14 protein-coding genes and 2 pseudogenes are annotated in these 18,843 nt (G+C 59.7%); 9 read left to right on the forward strand and 7 right to left on the reverse strand.

The features are described from left to right. Positions 1 to 251 precede the first annotated feature (251 nt). Both LPA34_RS08025 and LPA34_RS08030 read right to left on the reverse strand, forming a co-directional pair. Entirely contained in the window at positions 252 to 839 is a 588-nt protein-coding gene (locus tag LPA34_RS08025; protein WP_228976761.1) for a hypothetical protein, read from the reverse strand. A gap of 100 nt (positions 840 to 939) precedes the next feature. Further along, positions 940 to 1,413 (reverse strand): glycine zipper family protein, encoded by a 474-nt coding sequence (locus tag LPA34_RS08030; RefSeq protein ID WP_228976763.1) that lies wholly within the window; start codon positions 1,411 to 1,413, stop codon positions 940 to 942. Between the two features lie 644 nt (positions 1,414 to 2,057). On the opposite strand from LPA34_RS08030, the gene LPA34_RS08035 reads away from it, so the two are divergent. Further along, positions 2,058 to 2,642 (forward strand): BPSL1445 family SYLF domain-containing lipoprotein, encoded by a 585-nt coding sequence (locus LPA34_RS08035; RefSeq protein ID WP_228976765.1) that lies wholly within the window; start codon positions 2,058 to 2,060, stop codon positions 2,640 to 2,642. A gap of 186 nt (positions 2,643 to 2,828) precedes the next feature. On the opposite strand, the gene LPA34_RS08040 is transcribed toward LPA34_RS08035, so the two are convergent. The 4 genes from LPA34_RS08040 to LPA34_RS08055 all read right to left on the reverse strand — a co-directional run bounded on the left by LPA34_RS08040 (position 2,829) and on the right by LPA34_RS08055 (position 6,241). Then, positions 2,829 to 3,473, reverse strand: a complete 645-nt coding sequence (locus LPA34_RS08040) for a VIT1/CCC1 transporter family protein (protein WP_228976767.1) — start codon at positions 3,471 to 3,473, stop codon at positions 2,829 to 2,831. Positions 3,474 to 3,608: 135 nt separating this feature from the next. Next, complete coding sequence (locus LPA34_RS08045; RefSeq protein ID WP_228976768.1) at positions 3,609 to 3,947, reverse strand: hypothetical protein; 339 nt, start codon at positions 3,945 to 3,947, stop codon at positions 3,609 to 3,611. After that, entirely contained in the window at positions 3,947 to 4,864 is a 918-nt protein-coding gene (locus LPA34_RS08050; protein WP_228976770.1) for a DUF2950 domain-containing protein, read from the reverse strand. Before LPA34_RS08050 ends, LPA34_RS08045 begins: the two co-directional genes overlap by 1 nt. A 12-nt stretch (positions 4,865 to 4,876) precedes the next feature. Continuing rightward, positions 4,877 to 6,241: a DUF3300 domain-containing protein gene (locus LPA34_RS08055; protein WP_228976772.1), complete on the reverse strand. Its 1,365-nt coding sequence runs from the start codon at positions 6,239 to 6,241 to the stop codon at positions 4,877 to 4,879. Between the two features lie 917 nt (positions 6,242 to 7,158). Here LPA34_RS08055 and LPA34_RS08060 point away from each other — a divergent pair. The 4 genes and pseudogenes from LPA34_RS08060 (at position 7,159) to LPA34_RS08075 (ending at position 12,575) form a co-directional block, all read left to right on the forward strand. Then, a complete protein-coding gene (locus LPA34_RS08060; RefSeq protein ID WP_228976774.1) occupies positions 7,159 to 9,897 on the forward strand; it encodes an MGH1-like glycoside hydrolase domain-containing protein in 2,739 nt (912 codons plus the stop codon). 10 nt (positions 9,898 to 9,907) lie between these two features. Beyond that, positions 9,908 to 10,111, forward strand: coding sequence for a hypothetical protein (locus LPA34_RS08065; RefSeq protein WP_228976777.1), 204 nt, complete (start codon positions 9,908 to 9,910; stop codon positions 10,109 to 10,111). Positions 10,112 to 10,244: 133 nt separating this feature from the next. Then, a pseudogene (locus LPA34_RS08070) lies at positions 10,245 to 11,356 on the forward strand (DUF4158 domain-containing protein); the annotation flags it as partial. Positions 11,357 to 11,510: 154 nt separating this feature from the next. Then, positions 11,511 to 12,575: an asparaginase gene (locus LPA34_RS08075; protein ID WP_228976782.1), complete on the forward strand. Its 1,065-nt coding sequence runs from the start codon at positions 11,511 to 11,513 to the stop codon at positions 12,573 to 12,575. Positions 12,576 to 12,636: 61 nt separating this feature from the next. On the opposite strand, the gene LPA34_RS08080 is transcribed toward LPA34_RS08075, so the two are convergent. Beyond that, positions 12,637 to 13,602 (reverse strand): LysR family transcriptional regulator, encoded by a 966-nt coding sequence (locus LPA34_RS08080; protein ID WP_228976783.1) that lies wholly within the window; start codon positions 13,600 to 13,602, stop codon positions 12,637 to 12,639. A 151-nt stretch (positions 13,603 to 13,753) separates the two neighbouring features. Between LPA34_RS08080 and aspA the strand changes: the two genes are divergently transcribed. From aspA to LPA34_RS08100, 4 genes and pseudogenes are all read left to right on the forward strand, one after another. Further along, positions 13,754 to 15,154 carry an aspartate ammonia-lyase gene (aspA, locus tag LPA34_RS08085; protein ID WP_228976786.1) on the forward strand — a complete coding sequence of 467 codons (1,401 nt, stop codon included), beginning with the start codon at positions 13,754 to 13,756 and terminating at the stop codon, positions 15,152 to 15,154. Between the two features lie 93 nt (positions 15,155 to 15,247). Continuing rightward, on the forward strand, positions 15,248 to 16,735 hold the full coding sequence (locus LPA34_RS08090) for an amino acid permease (protein WP_228976787.1): 1,488 nt from the start codon (positions 15,248 to 15,250) through the stop codon (positions 16,733 to 16,735). Between the two features lie 141 nt (positions 16,736 to 16,876). Then, positions 16,877 to 18,193 (forward strand): annotated as a pseudogene (locus LPA34_RS08095) (phage integrase family protein); the annotation flags it as partial. An 82-nt stretch (positions 18,194 to 18,275) separates the two neighbouring features. Next, positions 18,276 to 18,821 carry an alpha-amylase family glycosyl hydrolase gene (locus LPA34_RS08100; protein ID WP_228976820.1) on the forward strand — a complete coding sequence of 182 codons (546 nt, stop codon included), beginning with the start codon at positions 18,276 to 18,278 and terminating at the stop codon, positions 18,819 to 18,821. The last annotated feature ends 22 nt before the right edge of the window (positions 18,822 to 18,843 follow it).

Below are 18,843 nucleotides of genomic sequence, written 5' to 3' on the forward strand. Positions count from 1 at the left end.
GCCAGACCAGGCAGCACGGGCGTGAGACCGCCAGAGATATCAAGTACTAAGTAACGAGCGGGAATCAGCGAAAAGCCGGGGGTTTCAGTCTGGTCGGGCGCAAAGACGATGATTCTCGCACCGGTCAACAACCATGAACGCTTCGAAAACGCATGGGGATGCCCCGCTTCAACGAACAGACTGCGGTGCAGGGTTCGTCTCGCAGAGACGCCGGGTAGTGCAGCCAGATATCTCGCTTGTTGAGCCTTGGGCTATTTGCTGGTTTGAGGTTCGACGGAAATTGCAACAGCCTCGTTGTAGACCACTTCCATATGGTCGCCTTTCTTGATCCGGTTTAGCTGGTCCGGATCCTGCACGACCACGTCCACGGAATTGCCTTGCGGACCCTTCAGTGTCACGACGCTGCTATGAGTATTGACCGCGGTGACATTGGCCATGATGGTGATCTGTCGGGTGGCGGTGCCTCCCGGCTTCGCACCGAGTGGCGCACGCTCAAGCGAGTGATTTTCATTGGCGCCCACCGTTGCGCCCTCTTTTATAAGTGTGAGGGTAATGGCCTGCGAGTATTCGGCTTTGACGACATCGCCGAGCTTGATCTGGTCGAAGTTGCGTGCTTCTTCACCTACCACGACTTGCACGACCTTTCCTTTGGGATCCCTCAGCCAGACTGTTCGCGTATCCGGCTCGATACCCACGACAGTCGACGTCGTCTTGACCGTTCCAGTCACGGATACCTTGCCGGGCGCGCTTGTGACGTCCACTTCCGGTTTCGTCTGTGCGAACCCGACATTCGCGAGCGCCACGAGTGCCACGACAACAACGAGTTTGCTGTTTCTCATGCTGCTCTCCTTGAACGGATAAGTACGCATTCTCTTGCGGCTTGACTGGCCGCCTTTTCTCTCATGACACAGGCGCGTCGTATTGCCATTGAGCGAGCATTCATTTGATCGTGTAGCCATGACCTTCCATACAGGCGGCATAGGCACGGTTGTAGGTGTCCATTGCACCCTGGGACTGAGACTGGGTGGACGCCGCGGCAGCCCGGCGGTTCTGCCGCGCGCGCGAGCCGCCGACCATCGTTCCCGTCGCGGCGCCAATCGCCGCGCCTTTTCCTGCGTCACCCGCTATGGCTCCGATCACCGCTCCGCCGGCCGCACCACGCGCAGCGCCTTGAACGCGTTCGCCTCCGCCCACCGCCGGTCCAGAAGGCGGAGGCGGGGCCGAGGACATGGCAGCGGGATCTATGCCGGTGTTGGTCTTGGCCCATGAATAACATGCGCCGTCGTCCTTCTGCTGTTGTTGCTGGCTTTGTCCCTTGGCGGGATAGGCGATCGGTCTTCCTTGCGCTGCTCCGTCCAATGGTATGGAGCCGGCTAGAACGGCTAAAACGCAGCATTTCGCTAATTTATTCATGGCAGCTCCTTGCTTGAGTCCGCGCTAATGCAGGTCGTCGACTGCCTGAAAGTGATGCCGTAACCGGCACCGGTCAGGTCAGTTCTGGCGGATCTCGCGCTGGACGATGTGTGTGCAGCAGCGGCAGGTTCGCTTTTATCATTGCGTTCCCGGCATGCCGCGCGCAATCGGACCAAGGTCGTATTTGCCGCGCATCGTGCGTTTCGGCAGAGCAGGGTGCGTTCTGGGTAAATGACCCAGGACCAGGATCCGATGCAGTTATTCACTCCACGAGATAACCCGTCGGATCAGGCTGCTCAAGGTCGCAACCGCTTTCCAGGGCGGTGCATGGACTGTGAGACCAAGGTCGTATTGTTTCGGGCTATGAGAAGAATCATTGTAGAAGCTGAGAGGCCGATTTGAGAGAAGGGCACAAGTCCGCGGGCTGTGTTAAGGCCTCACATCAATCGCAATGTCGCGAACCTGCTCGCAGCCGACATCGTCGACGCCCACAAATTCCTCGAAAGAAATGACGAAAACGCCACGCTGCCGACGCTGCATGTACACCCTGCAGGAAACCAGCGCTGGCTCGAACGGGATCGAAGGATGTAGCGGCCAGACTCACCCACCGGGGACTCGCCCCGGCAACTCAATGGAGGTCAATCATGAACAGACGGGACTTTGTGATAACCGGCGCAACTGTCAGTGCCCTGGGGTTGGCACTCGCTGGCTGCACCATGACACCAGACAGCGGCAAAAGCCCGGAAACCGATGTCTCGAAGCGCCAGGCGATCGACGCAAGTGTTGATGGCACGTTGAACCGGCTCTTCGCGACCGTCTCGGGTTCGCGCGAGCTCGCATCCAAGGCCCAGGGCATTCTGGTGTTTCCGGACGTGAAGAAGGCGGCCTTCATCGCAGGCGCGGCGTATGGCGAAGGCGCATTGCGTGTGGGTGGCGTGACGGCCGGCTATTACAGCACGGCGGCGGCTTCGTTTGGATTTCAGGCTGGAGCGCAGTCGACGGCAGTCATTTACATGTTCATGACGCGTGACGCGCTCGATTCGTTCCGCAACGCGGCTGGGTGGTCGGTTGGCAGCGACGTCGCGGTGTCGATCATAAAAGTCGGCGCGAACGGCACAATCGACACAACATCTGTCTCCTCGCAGGTCGTGGCGCTCGTGCTGACCAATACCGGTCTGATGGCGGACGCCTCGGTCAACGGCGCGAAGGTAACGCGGCTCAAATTGTGAAGGTGAAGACCGGCTTGTCTCACGCACGCCCAATGACCTCACGGGCAATGGCGAACTCGGGGCAGCGGTGTATTGCGTGTCTGGTGCGAACGGTCTTCGGGCAGGCTGATTCCCGCTGCGCGGTGCGTTCTGGTCATGCGCGGCTGTGCCGTTGCCCGAGTTACAGCCCGTTTCGATACCATCGGATTAGCCGCCGAGCGCTATCACCATCGCGATCAGCGCGACGCCCAGCGCGGCCATCGCGAATCCCGTATACAGCGGGCTTCGATACCCGGCGTGTCGCCCGAGTGCGAAGCCCAGTACGAACAGCATGCTGATCGCGATTACGCGTGAGACCCGCATGGCAAGCGGTGTGGAACTCAGTATCAGGAACGGCAATACTACGGGGAAAGTGGCGATGACGACCAGCAGGAATATACCGAAAGCCTCGAGATAGTCCCGCGGTTCGAGCGCGCGACGACGACCTTCCGAAGACAGATCGTGTACTCGTTTGCGCATGCCTTCAATCTCTTCCTCGCCGACAATCGCGCGCACGTAATCGGGCAAGATTTTCTCGATGATGCGGCGTGCGTGTTCATTATCTGCCTGGATGACCTGATAGCCGATGCGCCTGAGATGGGTCCGCTCTGTCGCCGTTCGTAGCAGATACATCACCGCATCCACGAGACCCCATGCGACATTGCAGCCCAACGCCGCAATGGTCGCTGCACGGCCAGGGTTTTCCGTGCTGGACGCGATCGACGCGGAGCCCACGATAGTGACCGCCATGATGAGACCAAACAGGATCTCGGAAACCCTATCGACTGGATCGAGCAACGCTTCGCGTTTCATTGACACTCTCTCGCCGTGTCCTGTTTTGCTGCCCGGATTTTCAGGTACCGGCGTGCGACGGTGTTCACGCTCGTCGAGCCGATGCGGGCGTTTGCGCGGGTGATTTCCAGACTTCGCCGGATATCCCGGTACTGCTCATCGGCCCATACGACGGTCGTAGCTGCGCGAGACGCGCTGAAGCAAGGTCGGGTCGTGTGTGTTGCTGGAATCGAATCGTACCTGAACGCTGCCATCGGCCTGCTGGCGCACGCCGGCCGTCACGACGCTACTGTCGACGTTGCCCACGACGGTGCCGCTCGCCGGGTCCTGGACGGTGATGGTCAATCCTTCGTCGCGCATTGCGCCCGCCGCCGCAGCGAACGAGCGATCGTAGCTGGCTGGCGTCATCACCACGGTGCCTGCCGGCACGCCGTAGTAAGTGCATGCCGATAGCGCGACCAGGGCGCCGCAGGCAGCGGTGAGCATGAGGCGCATCAAGGTGACACCTTCGCCCATCCGGGACCGGGGTCGAACGACCGCATTCCCTCCGCTTTCGCCGCGCCGTCGGGTCCGAGATCACGCTCGTAGACCTGTCCTTTGTGACTGACCATGAAGCTCTTGATGCCGGTGTCCCCGTAGCGAACAGGCCACGCAACGACGGCGAAGCCACCAAAGAGTCTGCCGTCTGCAACATAGTCGTAGGCCCCGCCAGGAGCGTGAGGGCCTTGCGAGGTGAGCAGCTTGTAGTGGTAGCCGTAATAGCCTGCCCTCTCTGTGTGGCGCGCGCCCGCCGTCGCGAACGCGACTCCAAGCGGGCTCGGCGTAGCACCGGGGGCAGTCGGCCAGTACAGACCATCCTGCTTGCCAGGCGAACTCGATAACCTGTTCGCGTAGGCGAGAATGCCACTGCCGTCGTGGTCCGTCTCAGCATATTCGCGCTGCGCATCGTAGATCGCCAGCATCGTCTGGATGACAGCAAGCTCGTTGCGTCCGATACGGCGCAAGCGCATTTCCTCGACGCCGGCGAGCGTGTCGAAATGCCAGCCGTGGGCCGATTTCACGAGGGGGATGGGAAGAGTCCAGCCATCGTTGCCCACCGCGATATCGGCGTGTTCGCTATCCGCCACCTGAATCGCATGTGACATGTCCCAGGCCGTCAGGAAGCGGCTCCGGATTTCGGAGCCGGTCGGAGGGATGAGTTCCCGAAAGTTGGCGCCAAGCAAAGCCCTTAATTTTGCTTCGTCGCTACTGGCAACAGCGTTGCCAAACGCCGTCATCGCCGCTTCCGGTGACTTGAAGGTCTTCTGGGCGTACGCAGAAGAGGGCGTCCCAAGGCAGAGTGCGAGTGCAAGCGCGACTGAAGTGCCGATCGCGCCTGGCCGCGATGCGAGAAATCGTAGTGGTGACTTCATGCTCGTGTCTCCTTAGCGCCTGCCGCGTCCGCCGCCACCGCCCGCCCGCATTCCGCCGCCGCCCGCTCTGTTAAAGTTCGAAGACTGTGCGCTGGATCGGCCCCGGTTCAAGTCCTGCTGCTGGGCACGGCCACCGCCGCCCACACCCTGGAAGGCACTGTCGCGGCCACCGCTTCCGGTGCTGGCCCGGTCGGACACGGCCGCGCGATTGCCGGCACCGGCAGTGTTCGCTCCGCCGGCACGATTGCTGACACCTGCGGCATTGCCTCCGCCGCCACGGTCGGCCACGCCCGCGTTGTTCCCGCCACCGCCGCGCTCGCCGGCACTGGCGTTGTTCCTTCCACCGCCACGCTCGCCCAGATTGGCATTGTTCGCTCCGCCTGCGCGATTGGCTGCGCCGGCCCGGTCGCCTGCGTCGCCGGTGCGGCCACGGAAGTCATCGCGCGCGCCAGCACCGGAGACATTGTTGGCGAATTTTTCACGGGATGCGCTGTCACGGTAGGCGACACCCTGGCGATGGCTCGCGTCATGCTGCCACTTGCCGCCCTGAACCTTGGTGCGATCGAAATTGCGATCGATATTGGCTGCCTTGTTGACGTTGATATTGACGTCCCCACCTCCCCAGTTGCAGTTGCCGAAAATTGCTCCGGCAGCGGCGAGGCCGACACCAAAGGCAAGTCCAGTGGCGAGCGCGGCGCCTGGATAATAAGCCGGGTACGGAGGCCAGTAGTATGGAGGGTAGCCCGGATAGCCCCACGTACCGTACACGACGGTCGGGTTGTAGGCCGGCACGTATATGACCGCCGGGTTCGCCGGCTCGATGCGCACGATGGTCTGGGTGGTTTGCCCGCCCGCTGGCGCGGGTTCCACGGTCACATTCTGTTGCTCATTGGACTTCAGGTTGCCCGCTTCCTGCGCACGCGCGCGTAGTCGCTGTACCGCGGCGAGGACGTCCTTCTCCTGCGCGAGGAAGGCGTCTCCAAGCTTCTGGGTCCATTCGAGCTTGTCATTCATCGGCTCGAGTGCTTGCGGAAACGCGACCAGCGATTTCACGCTGACATCCCACGGCTGTCCCTGTACCGCTTTTACCGCGGCATCGCCCTTGACGTTCGGATTGTCCTTGACCCAGCGCGCCGCATGCACGATCTCCAGCGGATACGTGGAGGCCATCAGTACCTGGGACAGAACGGAATCCGGATAGAGCGCGATCGGTGCCACCAGCGCCTCGATCTCCTCTGGCTTGAATGTCTGCTGCTGCGGTTGGGTGGGCTGCTGCTGCGGCTGGCTCTGGGCGCTCGCATTGCCCACGCCCATCATCAGTACAACGAGGAACCACATGTGGACCGCTCGCAACAGTCTTTCACTCCACCGGTTCATGGCGACTCCTCCCAACTGATCACAATGCCAGCTGTCTTGTGGATTTCCTGTTGCCGGTTGCGAGTTCCAGCCGGTGACTGCACCAGTTTCGACCGCTCGCGTGGCACACGTACGTTGTGGCCCAGGCGCACCCGGTTTCGTTGAAGCCAATTGTGCGAGCGCGATGAAGTTGACATCGCCCGGTTGACTTGCCAGGCGCATTTGTAATGCATAGTGTTATCTTGAATTCACGCCGCTCTTCACTGGATGCCGCGTCGCCTGTCAAAACCCTGATCCTTGCCGATGAACCACACCCCTATGGGCCGCAGCGATGGCTTCGTCGCTGACCTTTGCGACAGCCGCGATCTACTCCCAGCAGACGCTTTCCAGGGCGCGACTTCCAGGTGATACGCACTGCCGCCTTGCGCGGGATAGCGCCATACCGAACCGCGTGATCTATTGCGGCGCGACATCTCTACAGCTTCATTATTGAACTCCGGATTGTTGACCTGCAATTAGCCTTTGGTCCTATACCCGTGCGATAGCGCGCTTCCTGCGTCGATGATTGCGTCGTGCCAACGCTGGAAGCCAGCCGCGTTTCATTCGCTACGGGGTCGAAAAATCCGGCAAACCGTGGGACCAAAGTCTTATTGTCCATGAACACGTCAAGGTCGAGCATTCAGGAATAGAAATAAACTGGTTAAGCAATTTTTCTGAATGGCAGGGCATCTGTTGTTATCACGGTAGCGACACACCTGTGGATTGATGCGACAGGCTCGTGTCATTCAGGCGACCTCGATCCGGTTAGAGACCGGAACATGCCTCGATAGCCGGATTACGTATTCTCTCGTGTAAAGTTTTCAAGTCTGCGGTCTGCCACGGACGCATTCCTGCCCGGATGTCGCGCTGCATTCGTTCCCCGTAGCGGAGAAAAAGCCATGGCGGTTGTCATCGTGGATGTAACGGAGCAAATGCGTTTGAACGAAACGCGTGAGGCCCATGTCCCGTGGAAGAAGTGGGGGCCCTATCTGAGCGAGAGGCAGTGGGGGACAGTCCGGGAAGACTACAGCGAAAACGGCGACGCCTGGAACTACTTCACTCATGATCAGGCGCGCGCACGCGCCTACAAGTGGGGGGAGGACGGACTCGCCGGACTTTGCGACGACCACCAACGGATTTGCTTTGCACTGGCGCTGTGGAACGAGCGCGACCCGATTTTGAAGGAACGCCTTTTCGGCCTCACGAATAGCGAGGGCAACCATGGAGAGGACGTTAAAGAATATTACTTCTATATCGACAGCACGCCGACTCACTCCTACATGAAGTACCTCTATAAGTACCCGCAGCGGGAGTATCCCTACCAGGACCTGGTCGAGACCAACCGAAACCGTTCACGGGGCGAGCTTGAGTATGAGCTGCTTGATACCGGGATCTTCGATGATGACCGGTATTTTGACGTGTTCATCGAATACGCCAAGGCAGATCCTGACGATATTCTTGTGCGGATTTCGATACATAACCGCGGACCGGAGGCGGCACCGCTAAGAGTGTTGCCGACACTGTGGTTTCGAAACACCTGGTCCTGGGGAGAGGGCGATCGCAAGCCATCGTTGTACGAAGCCGGACCGGGTACGATTGCCGTCACGCATCATGAACTGGACCCGTACTGGCTCCATTGCGAGGGAGATCCGGAGTCGCTGTTCACGGAGAACGAAAGCAATGCGCAGCGTCTGTGGGGCGAGCCCAACGCATCTCCTTACGTTAAGGATGCATTCCACCGCTACATCGTTTCGAAGCAGCGCGATGCGGTAAATCCCGCAAGGACAGGCACGAAGGCCGCGGCGCACTATATTTTCGAACTGCCTGCCGGGGCAAGCAGGACGATCCGGCTGCGGCTGACGGCCGCCAGAATGAATGATCCTTTCGATGGCTTCGACAAAATATTCGAGAGCCGTATCGCCGAAGCCGACGAGTTCTACCAGCGGATTGCGCCAAAGTCGCTGACAGAAGATCAACGCCGTGTGCACCGCCAGGCGCTGGCTGGAATGCTATGGAGCAAGCAGTATTACTACTTCGACCTGGACAAGTGGCTACGTGAGCACAAGAGTCATCCTTTGCTCGAGTCCGCTCGTCGCGACGTGCGCAATACAGACTGGTTCCACATGCTGAACGCCGACGTGATCTCCATGCCGGACAAGTGGGAATATCCCTGGTACGCCGCCTGGGACCTTGCGTTTCACACGGTCTCCATGGCACTGGTGGATTTCGATTTCGCCAAGGATCAACTACTGCTGATGCTGCGCAGCCTGTACTCGCACCCGAGCGGGCAAATTCCGGCTTACGAGTGGAACTTCGGCGACGTGAATCCGCCGGTGCATGCCGCCGCGACACTCTGGCTATACAAGTACGAGAAACAACTGGGCCGCGCTGATCCGCACTTCCTGGAGCGATCGTTTCAGGGTTTGATGCTCAATTTCAACTGGTGGATCAATCGCAAGGATCCCACCGGGCGCAACGTCTTCGCAGGCGGCTTTCTGGGTCTGGACAACATCGGTGTCTTCGACCGCAGCGCGCAGCTTCCGACCGGCGGAACGCTGGAGCAGGCGGACGGGACGGCGTGGATGGCATTCTATTGCCAGAACATGTTGGAGATCGCGCTTATTCTGTCTGAGTACGACCCGTTCTACGAAGAGGTCGCCTTCAAGTTTGTCCGGCATTTTATGTGGATCGCCTATGCAATGGACCGCCGCGGCGAACACCATGACGAAATGTGGGACGAGGAGGACGGCTTTTTCTATGATTTGCTGCGCCTCCCGGACGGGCAGGCGAGCCGTTTGAAAGTGAGGTCGATGGTAGGACTGTTGCCGCTATGCGCGTCGACGGTGTTCGAGGCGGATTATGCCACTCGCTATCCGAAGCTGATGGAGCTGATCGCCCAGTTCCGAAAACGTCACCCCGAGTTGATTGCCCAGATAGCCCCGACGGAAACCGGCTTCATCGGTTATAAGGAAAGGCGTCTGTTGTCCGTCCTCAATAAAAAGAAGCTCGTGCGCGTACTTGCCTGTCTTCTTGACGAGAACGAGTTCCTTGGGCCATACGGTATTCGCTCGCTTTCGCGTTATCACCTTGAACATCCATTCGTGTTAAGGGTTGGGGGTGAAGAGTACAAAGTACAGTACCTGCCGGCCGAATCGGATACCGGGATGTTCGGGGGCAACTCCAACTGGCGAGGTCCGGTCTGGATGCCAGTCAATATGCTTATCATCCGGGCACTGGTGAACCTGTACAGCTTTTTCGGCGATGAGTTCAAGGTTCAGTGTCCCACGGGTTCGGGTCCGCAGATGACGCTCTTCGAGGCGGCCCAGGAAATTGTCCGGCGGCTAACGGGCACGTTCTTGCGCGATGAAAATGGGCGAAGGCCGGTGTATGGTGGATCGGACAAATTCCAGGACGATCCGCACTGGCGCGACCTGATCCTGTTTTACGAGTACTTCCACGGTGACAATGGCGCAGGGCTGGGAGCCAGCCACCAGACAGGGTGGACGGGTCTGGTCGCGCCCCTGCTTGACCTGTTTGCGCGCGTCGACGCTCATTCGATGCTTGAAACAGAACGCGGGTACCTGATGGCTAAGGTCGTCAAGGAGCAGGTTGGCGGAGAAGCCGTAAATCAGAGGTGACGGAGGATCGATGTCCGACGTACGCTATCCGGCGCTGTATCAGATCAACACGCGTGTCTGGTTTACCGCGTTGTCTCGTGAGCTGGGTAAGCGCGTGACGTTCGACGATATTCCGGATGCCGAACTGGATCGCCTGGCTGACCTCGGTTTCGATTGGGTCTGGTTCCTGAGCATCTGGCAGACCGACAAGGCAGCGCGGGAAGTTGGGGTATGAACAAGGTAAGCGTAAATTCCTATCATAAGCCTCGAAGTTATAAGAACTGCCCTAGTTATTACTATCTGGGGTAGTAACGTCCGATTTTTCTTGCGCTAAGCTGAGCGGCCCTCTGCGATCCGGACGATCCGCAATGGCTACCCTCGAACGTACCGCCTATCCGCGCTTTCCCGAGGTTCTGGCACCCCGGGTACTGCAAACGTGCTACACGCCACTGCCCGACGAGCTCGAATGGGCACGCCGGTCAACGCGCGGCGAGCGACGTCGACTGGGCCTGCTGGTGCTGCTGAAGGTCTTTCAGCAACTGCACTATTTCCCGCCGCTCGATACCATCCCGACTGCCATCCTTGATCACGTCCGGGCGGCTGCCGATATCGGCGACACCGTGCATTTCGGTTACGACACTGAGACCTCCCCAACGCTGTTCCGGCATTACTCAGCAGTTCGCGCCTACCTGGACGTGAAGCCGTATTACGGCACCGACGCGAACGCGATCGCGACGCGGGCGGCGCACACTGCGTCGCTGACGATGGACCAGCCGGTCGACATCATCAATGCGACGATCGACGAACTCATTGCGCGCGATATCGAGCTGCCAGCGTTCTCGACGCTCGATCGTCTCACCGAACAGATCCACGCCAGGGCGCAGTCGCGACTCTTCAAGCGCGTCACGCGACGCCTGACCGATGAACAGAAGCTTGTGCTCGACCGGCTGCTCGCGCGCGACCTGTCGAGCCGGCAGACTGCCTACAACCGGATCAAACGCCATGCGAAACGCCCATCGCGCCAGCATCTGGACCTGCTGATCGACCAGATCGCCTGGCTCGACGAGCTTGGTGATTTCTCACTGGCTGTCGCCGGGATTCCCGCCGCGAAGCTGCGCTCGCTGGCGCAACAGGCCATGGCGCTCGATGCATCGGCGCTCAAGAACGATACGCTCCCGGAAAAGCGCTACACGCTGATCATCGCGTTGCTCAATCGAATGCGCGTGCGCGCCCGCGACGATCTCGCCGATATGTTCGTGCGCCGGGTGGGAGCGATCCATAAGCGCGCGAGCGACGAGCTGGACGTGATCCAGCGCAAGCAGCGCGAACAGGTCGAGGACCTGGTGGGCATGCTTGACGGCGTGGTTGACATCCTTGCCGACGAATCCGACGAGACCGCCATCGCGAAGGCCGTTCGCAAGTTGCTCGCCCCGAAGGGCGACCTGAGCCGCTGCGCGAAAGCTGTGCGGCCTTGTTTGCTCCGACTCGCGCGCTTTCTTTTGCATTCCGCGCAAGACGGATTTCCAAATGGGGGCAATCAGAACCGGGAAGCGACCGATACACTCGCGTACTGGTGAAGTCAGGCCCTATGTTCTGGCGGTCGCAAGGAGGGACGAATGGAGGCGAGTACGAGGATGGAAAGGAATGATGAGGCGGTGATCACGTACCGCGACAAGTCAGTTGAAAATGTCCATAGCGCGCACATTGCAATCGTGGACGCTTATGGGAAGCTTTTGTACAGCTTCGGAGACCCCACGCGAATGACACTCGCCCGCTCAGCTGCGAAGCCAGCTCAGGCGGTTGCTGTACTCGAATCGGGAGCGTTCGACCGATTCGCATTTGACGAAGGGGACCTCGCTCTAATGTGCGCATCGCATAACAGCGAGGATCGCCATATTGAGCGAACGAAGTCCATGCTTACGAAGGTGGATGCGCAAGAATCGGACATGCGCTGTGGAGGCCACGCGCCTCTGTCGGACGCCGTTTATCGGTCGTGGGTCAAGCGCGATTACGAGCCGACCGCTGTTTGCAGTAACTGCTCGGGCAAGCATGTTGGCATGTTGGGCGGCGCACAGGCGCTTGGTGCTGCCATGGCGGGATACCACTTACCTGACCACCCGATGCAAGGCCTGGTGAAACGCGTAACTGCGGAACTATGTGGGTTGCCGGATGACCTCGTGCAGTGGGGTATCGACGGCTGCAACCTGCCTACGCCTGCATTCCCGCTTGATCGGCTGGCGTTCCTCTACGCGCAGCTGGCCCACGCTGCCGACGCATCCGAGGCCCAGGACACGGAATTGACCCAGCGATCAGCCGCGCTAGCGAGAATTTATCGGGCGATGACGAAGTATCCCGAAATGGTTGCTGGCGACGGTAGATATTGCACTGTCCTGATGCATGCATTCGAAGGAGAACTCGTCGGCAAGCTCGGAGCGGATGCTTGTTACGGCGTCGGGGTTCGCGCATCGCAGCAAACTCAGGGCTTGGGTACAAGTGGTGCGATCGGTATCTCGGTCAAGGTCGGCGATGGCAATATCGACGTGGCGTACATGATCGTGAGCGAAGTGCTGGAGAGGCTTCAGATCGGGACGCCAAGCCAACGGAGTCAGATCGAGGCCTATCATCGGCCGAAGATGCTGAACACGAAGGGCGTCACCATTGGACATGCGGAGTTCCCATTCGAATTGACGAAGCACTAAGGGCGCGCAGGGCCGCAATGCGACGAGTGGACACATAGACTTTCGCCCGCCCGTTGCCAGGCTAGCCGCGTATTTTCTGGATTTCCTTTTCGGAAAGTTCGCCGACGTTGCGCAGTCGGTCCGCAAGGAAGTCTTTGAGAACGCGCAGCTTCGCCGAGCTGCGCCTATTCGTCAGGTAGGCCAGATAAATGAAATCTCCGGTCAACTTGCTTTGCATTTGATACCGCGGCAAAACCGCTTCCAGCTGACCGCTTGCCAACAGGTCTCGGACTAGCCAGATTTCGAATTCGGCAACTCCCAGCCCGGCGCAAGTAGCTTCCAGTAGCAGTTCGGAATGGTCGGTAGTCAGATTGCCAACCGGCAGAACACTTTGCCGGCCTGCGTCATTGACAAAATGCCATCGTGGATCGCCCTCCGGATGAACGTATCTTAAGCAATTCAATTTCGCGAGATCCTCAGGCACGCTCGGGCGACCCGAGCGATCCAGGTAGGCAGGCGACGCGCACAGGATAGAGTCGTTACGCGATAGTCGATGGACTATCAGGTTATCGAGGTAGTTCTCCCCTTCGTGTATATCGAGATCGAATCCCCCGGCGACGAGGTCGTTGTGGTTGTCCGTCAATCGGACGTCGAGCTGAATCGTCGGGTGCTGCTCGAGAAATGGCGCTACCAGCGGTGCCAGGTACCGGCGACCGAATGCGACGGGGGCGGTCAATTTGAGTGGTCCACTCGGCTGAGCATTAAGTTCTGCAACGACCCGAAGAGTGTCGTCCAGGTCCGCGATGAGCGTGATCGCTCGCTCATGATAGATGCGGCCCGCTTCCGTCAGCGTGACGCTGTGCGTCGTGCGGTGCAACAGCGGCACGCCTAGCGCTTCCTCGATTGCGGACACCTTTCGCGCAACGGTAGAGGTGGAAACATGCGTCTCCTTTGCGACCGCAGAAAAGCTCCCTGTCTCCACGACCCTTACGAACGCTCTCATAGCGCCAAGGTGATCGACGCCCGGATCAATCGGCTTCTGTTTCATCGCTCCCCCACTGTTGCGCGCTACGCAAAACCGAGTTCGATAATACAGATATTGTTGCCATGACGCAAAAGCATAGAATTTCAACGTCGGCTAAACAGCCGGCTTCGACCAGTTTCCCGGCCGAACCAAGACGAGACACGAAGGAGGGACAGTGACAGAGTATCGCGTTGAGCACGACCTGTTGGGCGAGCGGAACGTCCCCGCGGACGCCTACTACGGAGTTCATACACTGCGCGCGAAGGAAAACTTCCAGATTTCCGGCGTCAGCATTTCGAAATTTCCCTATCTGATTAGCGCGCTGGCATCGATCAAACAAGCCGCCGCGGAGGCCAACTACCAGTTGGGCCTACTGTCAAAAGAACGCCGAGACGCAATTGAGAGCGCGTGCATCGAAATTCGCGAAGGTCGGCTGCACGACCAGTTTGTGGTGGACATCATTCAAGGTGGCGCAGGCACGTCCACCAACATGAATGCCAATGAAGTCATCTGCAACCGCGCGCTCGAAATCCTGGGGCACGAGCGCGGGCAGTACGATTTCCTGCATCCCAACGAGCACGTCAATCTCGCGCAAAGTACAAACGACGTGTACCCCACTGCATTGCGCATCGCGACAAGCTTTGCGATCGAGCACCTGATCGAGGCGATGGGCCGCTTGCATGATGCGTTCGAAGAGAAGGCCGTCGAATTCGCCGGCTTGCTGAAACTCGGGCGCACGCAGCTTCAGGACGCGGTTCCGATGACGCTTGGCCTCGAGTTCTCTGCTTTCGCCACAATGGTCGAAGAAGACATGGCACGTCTAAAAGAAGCGGACGCTTTGATTCGTGAAATCAACCTTGGTGCGACCGCAATTGGGACAGGCATCAACTCGCATCCCGAGTATGCAGGCCGGGCAGTGGAGACACTGAAGCGCATTACCGGGATTGACCTCAGTATCGCGCCGAATCTCATCGAAGCTACGCAAGATTGCGGCGCGTTCGTGCAGATTTCTGGGGTCCTCAAGCGCATCGCCGTCAAACTCTCCAAGACGTGTAACGACTTGCGGTTGCTTGCGAGCGGCCCGCGCGCAGGCTTCGGTGAGATCAACCTTCCCCCGATGCAGGCAGGTTCTTCGATCATGCCGGGGAAGGTGAATCCGGTCATCCCCGAAGTCGTAAATCAGGTGGCGTTCGAAGTGTTCGGCAACGACATTACCGTAACCTTCGCAGCAGAGGCGGGCCAACTGCAACTCAATGCGTTCGAGCCGATCATTGCCGCGTCGTTGTTCAGGAGCTTTAACCATCTCACGGCAGCTAGCGTGACTCTGGCCGACAAGTGCGTCAAGGGAATCACCGCGAACCCGGAAAGGATGCGTGAAGCCGTGGAACGCTCCACCTCTCTCGCAACCGCGCTTAACCCGTATATCGGCTACAAGCTCGCAACGTCCGTGGCGCGCGAAGCGCATGAGACGGGAGCGACGGTTAGGCAGGTCGTTCTCAGCAAACAGCTCATGACAAGCGAAAAGTTGGACGAAGCGCTCCGGCCCGACGCACTGATCAAGCCGCGAGTGTACTGACCATTATCAGCAAAAGCGTACGGCGCCACGTAGTTTCGGATAAGTGATCCTAAATAAAACGCCTTTCCGCGGCGCGACGCACTGGAGGAAACAATGAGTGACACTAATACTCCGGCTTACGCACAGCGTGATGCCGATGGAAAGCAATCGGACAAAGAAGCACTGTTTGCATCGCATGAAGCAGGATACGCAAAGCAACTGAAGTCGCGCCACGTTCGGATGATAGCGATCGGAGGTGCTATTGGCACCGGCCTATTCCTTGGGGCTGGCAGTCGGCTTCAGCTAGCTGGCCCGGCGCTGGCAATCGTGTACCTCGTGTGCGGCGCGTTCGCCTTCCTTATCATGCGAGCCTTGGGCGAGCTTGTGATGCATCGTCCAACCAGTGGGAGCTTCGTGTCTTACGCGCGCGAGTTCATGGGCGAGCGTGCGTCGTATGTGGCCGGCTGGATGTATTACCTAGCGTGGGCGACAACCGGCATCGTAGACATTACGGCTATCGCGATCTACATGAAGTATTGGGCCGTATTCTCAGACGTTCCTCAGTGGGTGTTCGCTCTTGGCGCCCTGGCTATCGTGTCCCTGATGAACATGATAGGCGTGAAGGTTTTCGGGGAGATGGAGTTCTGGTTTTCTCTCGTGAAGGTCGGGGCATTGAGCTTGTTCCTGCTCGTCGGCATCTTCTTCCTGGCGAGCGGGCATCCGGTTGCCGGATCGGTGCCCGGCATTCATCTCGTCGCTGAGAATGGCGGCTTCTTCCCGCACGGACTGTTTCCTGCCGTTCTGATTGTTCAGGGTGTGGTTTTCGCCTACGCGAGCGTCGAGCTAGTCGGGATCGCAGCCGGTGAGACAGCGGAGCCGCGAAAGGTTCTGCCGAAGGCAATCAATGGAGTCATGTGGCGGATCGCACTCTTCTATGTCGGCGCGGTGGTGCTGCTTACCATGTTGTTGCCGTGGACGGCATACAGTGCGCACGAAAGCCCGTTCGTGACCTTCTTCGGGAAGCTCGGCGTTCCCTACGCCAGCACGGTCATGAACGTGGTTGTATTGACCGCTGCATTCTCCAGTCTCAATTCCGGGCTGTATTCAACAGGCCGGATCCTGCGGTCCCTCGCAATGGGTGGCTCCGCACCGCGCTTCGTCGCGCGTATGAATCGCAACGGTGTTCCTTACGGGGGCATCCTTGTCACGGTTGCGGTCAATGCGATCGGTGTACCGTTGAACTACGTCGTGCCAGCACAGGCGTTCGAGATCGTGCTGAATGTCGCATCGCTCGGGATCATCTCGGCTTGGGGCTTCATCGTCGGTTGCCAGATCCTGTTCCGTCGCGCGGTCAATCGGGGCGAGTGTGAAGACGTGTCGTTTCGTATGCCGGGCGCTCCCTTCACCTCCTGGCTGACGCTGATGTTTTTGTTGGGAGTTTTGGTCCTGATGGCATTCGACTACCCGAGCGGTACGTGGACCGTTGCCATGATCCCGGTTTGGGGGCTGGTTCTGGCTATCGGATGGCGCATCAAAACGCGGCGGACTGCGCACGCATTGGCATACCCGCCCGCCAGTAGGCGTAATCCCGAAAAAGCGTAAGCTCGTTTGTCCACCGATACCGACGGACGGCAAATGAGCGGCGTGAGCATACGCTGGGACGGGACAGGCGAGGATTTGCAGTCAGCGGCGTGTGCCGAAAGACACTTCTGCTATTCCTCGCGCTCCTTCTCAATTCATGCGGGCATCCGGACGCTAGCTGATCTAACCGTGCGGATTCCGCGCCGGCGCCGCTGGTGGACAGGTATCGCCGGGCTCGGCGTCGCCGGCGCTCGCCGCGTGGAGGCGTTTTTTGCCACGTACCCGGCGTTGACCGAACGGGCGCGGGCGTTGATCGTCGCCGCACCGGCCGGGAACATCGTGCCGTGGGAACAGTTGGGTGTGCCGCACGAAGTCGACGGCTCGCAAGGACAGTTCCGCGCGCCGCGGGCCCCCTGCCTGCTGAGTGCGTCCAACGATTACGAGGCGATCCAATCCTGGCTGTCGCTGCACGAATCGGCCGCCACGCAGCGCGCCTACCGCAAGGAAGCGGAACGTCTGATCCTGTGGGCAATCGTCGAGCGCGGCCGTGCGCTGTCGTCGCTCACTACCGACGACGCGATCGCGTATCGTGCCTTCCTGCGCCGCCCTTCGCCGCGCGAGCGTTGGGTCGGGCCGTCGCGGCCGCGGCGCAGTATTGAATGGCGGCCGTTCACCGGCGCGCTCTCACCCCGATCGGCGGCATACGCACTGAACGTCCTGTCGGCGCTGTTCCGCTGGCTGGTCGAGCAGCGCTACGTGCTGGCGAATCCATTCGCCGGCGTCAAGGTCAAGAGCCACGCGCTGGGCGCGGGACTGGACGTGTCGCGGGGCTTCTCGGAGGGCGAGTGGCTGCTGATCCGCACCGTTGCCGACGGCCTCGAATGGTCCTGCGGCTGGAGCGAGCCGGCCGCGCAGCGCCTGCGGTTTCTGCTGGACTTCGGCTATGCGACGGGCCTGCGCGCCAGCGAGCTGGTTGGCGCGACGCTCGCCGACATTCGCTGGGACGAGCAAGGCGATCACTGGCTGCACGTGCTCGGCAAGGGTGGCAAGCGCGGTAAGGTTGCATTGCCGCCGCTTGCGCGAACGGCACTCGACCACTATCTCGTGCAGCGGGGCCTGCCGGTCACGCCCGCTCGCTGGAACCCGGCGGCGCCGCTTGTCGCAAGCCTTGAGGAGGACGGCGCAGGCATCGAAAGCACGCGGCTCTGGCGCGTGCTGCGGCGGTTCTTCGTGCTGGTGGCCGACGCGATCCAGGACGAGCGGCCCGCGACGGCCGAGAGGCTGCGCCGGGCGAGCCCGCATTGGATGAGGCACACGCACGCGTCACACGCGCTGGCGCGAGGCGCCGAGCTGATCATGGTGCGCGACAATCTGCGCCATTCCTCGATCTCCACGACGTCGACCTATCTGCACAGCGACGAAGTGCAGCGAGCCCGGCAGTTTGATCAGGCGTTCGCCGCACGAGATTTAAAGCGGTAGGCCGTTTATACAGACATCCACATAAGTGCACGAACTTTCATAACTTCAGGGCTTATGATAGGAAATTGCGCTTACCTTGTTCATGCCCCAAGTTTCGCGTGCAAAGCCTGAATGGCGACACGAGTTCGCGCAAACGCTGTCGGACCTCAAGATCGAAGACATCGCGGGTTCGGGCTTCGCCATTCAGAGCTACAGCATCCATCGCGATCTCGGCACCCCTGAATCGCTCGCCCGATTGCGACAGCGGCTGCAGCGGCGCGGACTGAAACTGATGCTCGACTTCGTGCCGAATCACATGGCGCCGGATCACCCATGGATCGACGAGCATCCGGACTACTTTGTTCATGGCAACGAGGCTGACCTGGCTCGCTCACCGCAAAACTACTGCTGGGTCGAATCAAGGACAGGGCCGCTTTTGCTGGCTCACGGTCGCGATCCATACTTCGATGGCTGGCCCGACACGGTTCAGCTGAATTATGGCAACCCGGAGTTGCAGCAGGCCATGATTGGCGAACTGGAGAGAATCGCCGGGTGTGAACTTTCGTCGTTAAGGAGCCAAACCGTTACACCATGTCGAGGCTGGTTTCAAATGTCCGGGTCTGGACTTTTTAGAAATGTCCGGTTCTGAGGTTCAGAAATCTTATCTGGAA

The organism is Paraburkholderia gardini (genome assembly GCF_907164575.1).
Lineage (GTDB): Bacteria > Pseudomonadota > Gammaproteobacteria > Burkholderiales > Burkholderiaceae > Paraburkholderia > Paraburkholderia gardini.

Bases quoted from the DNA above. Each gene is read 5' to 3' on its own strand.
- LPA34_RS08035 (WP_228976765.1), top strand. From the start codon at position 2,058: ATGAACAGACGGGACTTTGTGATAACCGGCGCAACTGTCAGTGCCCTG.
- LPA34_RS08045 (WP_228976768.1), bottom strand. From the start codon at position 3,947: ATGCGCCTCATGCTCACCGCTGCCTGCGGCGCCCTGGTCGCGCTATCG.
- LPA34_RS08080 (WP_228976783.1), bottom strand. From the start codon at position 13,602: ATGAAACAGAAGCCGATTGATCCGGGCGTCGATCACCTTGGCGCTATG.
- LPA34_RS08050 (WP_228976770.1), bottom strand. From the start codon at position 4,864: ATGAAGTCACCACTACGATTTCTCGCATCGCGGCCAGGCGCGATCGGC.
- LPA34_RS08060 (WP_228976774.1), top strand. From the start codon at position 7,159: ATGGCGGTTGTCATCGTGGATGTAACGGAGCAAATGCGTTTGAACGAA.
- LPA34_RS08090 (WP_228976787.1), top strand. From the start codon at position 15,248: ATGAGTGACACTAATACTCCGGCTTACGCACAGCGTGATGCCGATGGA.
- LPA34_RS08030 (WP_228976763.1), bottom strand. From the start codon at position 1,413: ATGAATAAATTAGCGAAATGCTGCGTTTTAGCCGTTCTAGCCGGCTCC.
- LPA34_RS08065 (WP_228976777.1), top strand. From the start codon at position 9,908: ATGTCCGACGTACGCTATCCGGCGCTGTATCAGATCAACACGCGTGTC.
- LPA34_RS08075 (WP_228976782.1), top strand. From the start codon at position 11,511: ATGGAAAGGAATGATGAGGCGGTGATCACGTACCGCGACAAGTCAGTT.
- LPA34_RS08040 (WP_228976767.1), bottom strand. From the start codon at position 3,473: ATGAAACGCGAAGCGTTGCTCGATCCAGTCGATAGGGTTTCCGAGATC.
- LPA34_RS08025 (WP_228976761.1), bottom strand. From the start codon at position 839: ATGAGAAACAGCAAACTCGTTGTTGTCGTGGCACTCGTGGCGCTCGCG.
- LPA34_RS08055 (WP_228976772.1), bottom strand. From the start codon at position 6,241: ATGAACCGGTGGAGTGAAAGACTGTTGCGAGCGGTCCACATGTGGTTC.
- LPA34_RS08100 (WP_228976820.1), top strand. From the start codon at position 18,276: ATGCCCCAAGTTTCGCGTGCAAAGCCTGAATGGCGACACGAGTTCGCG.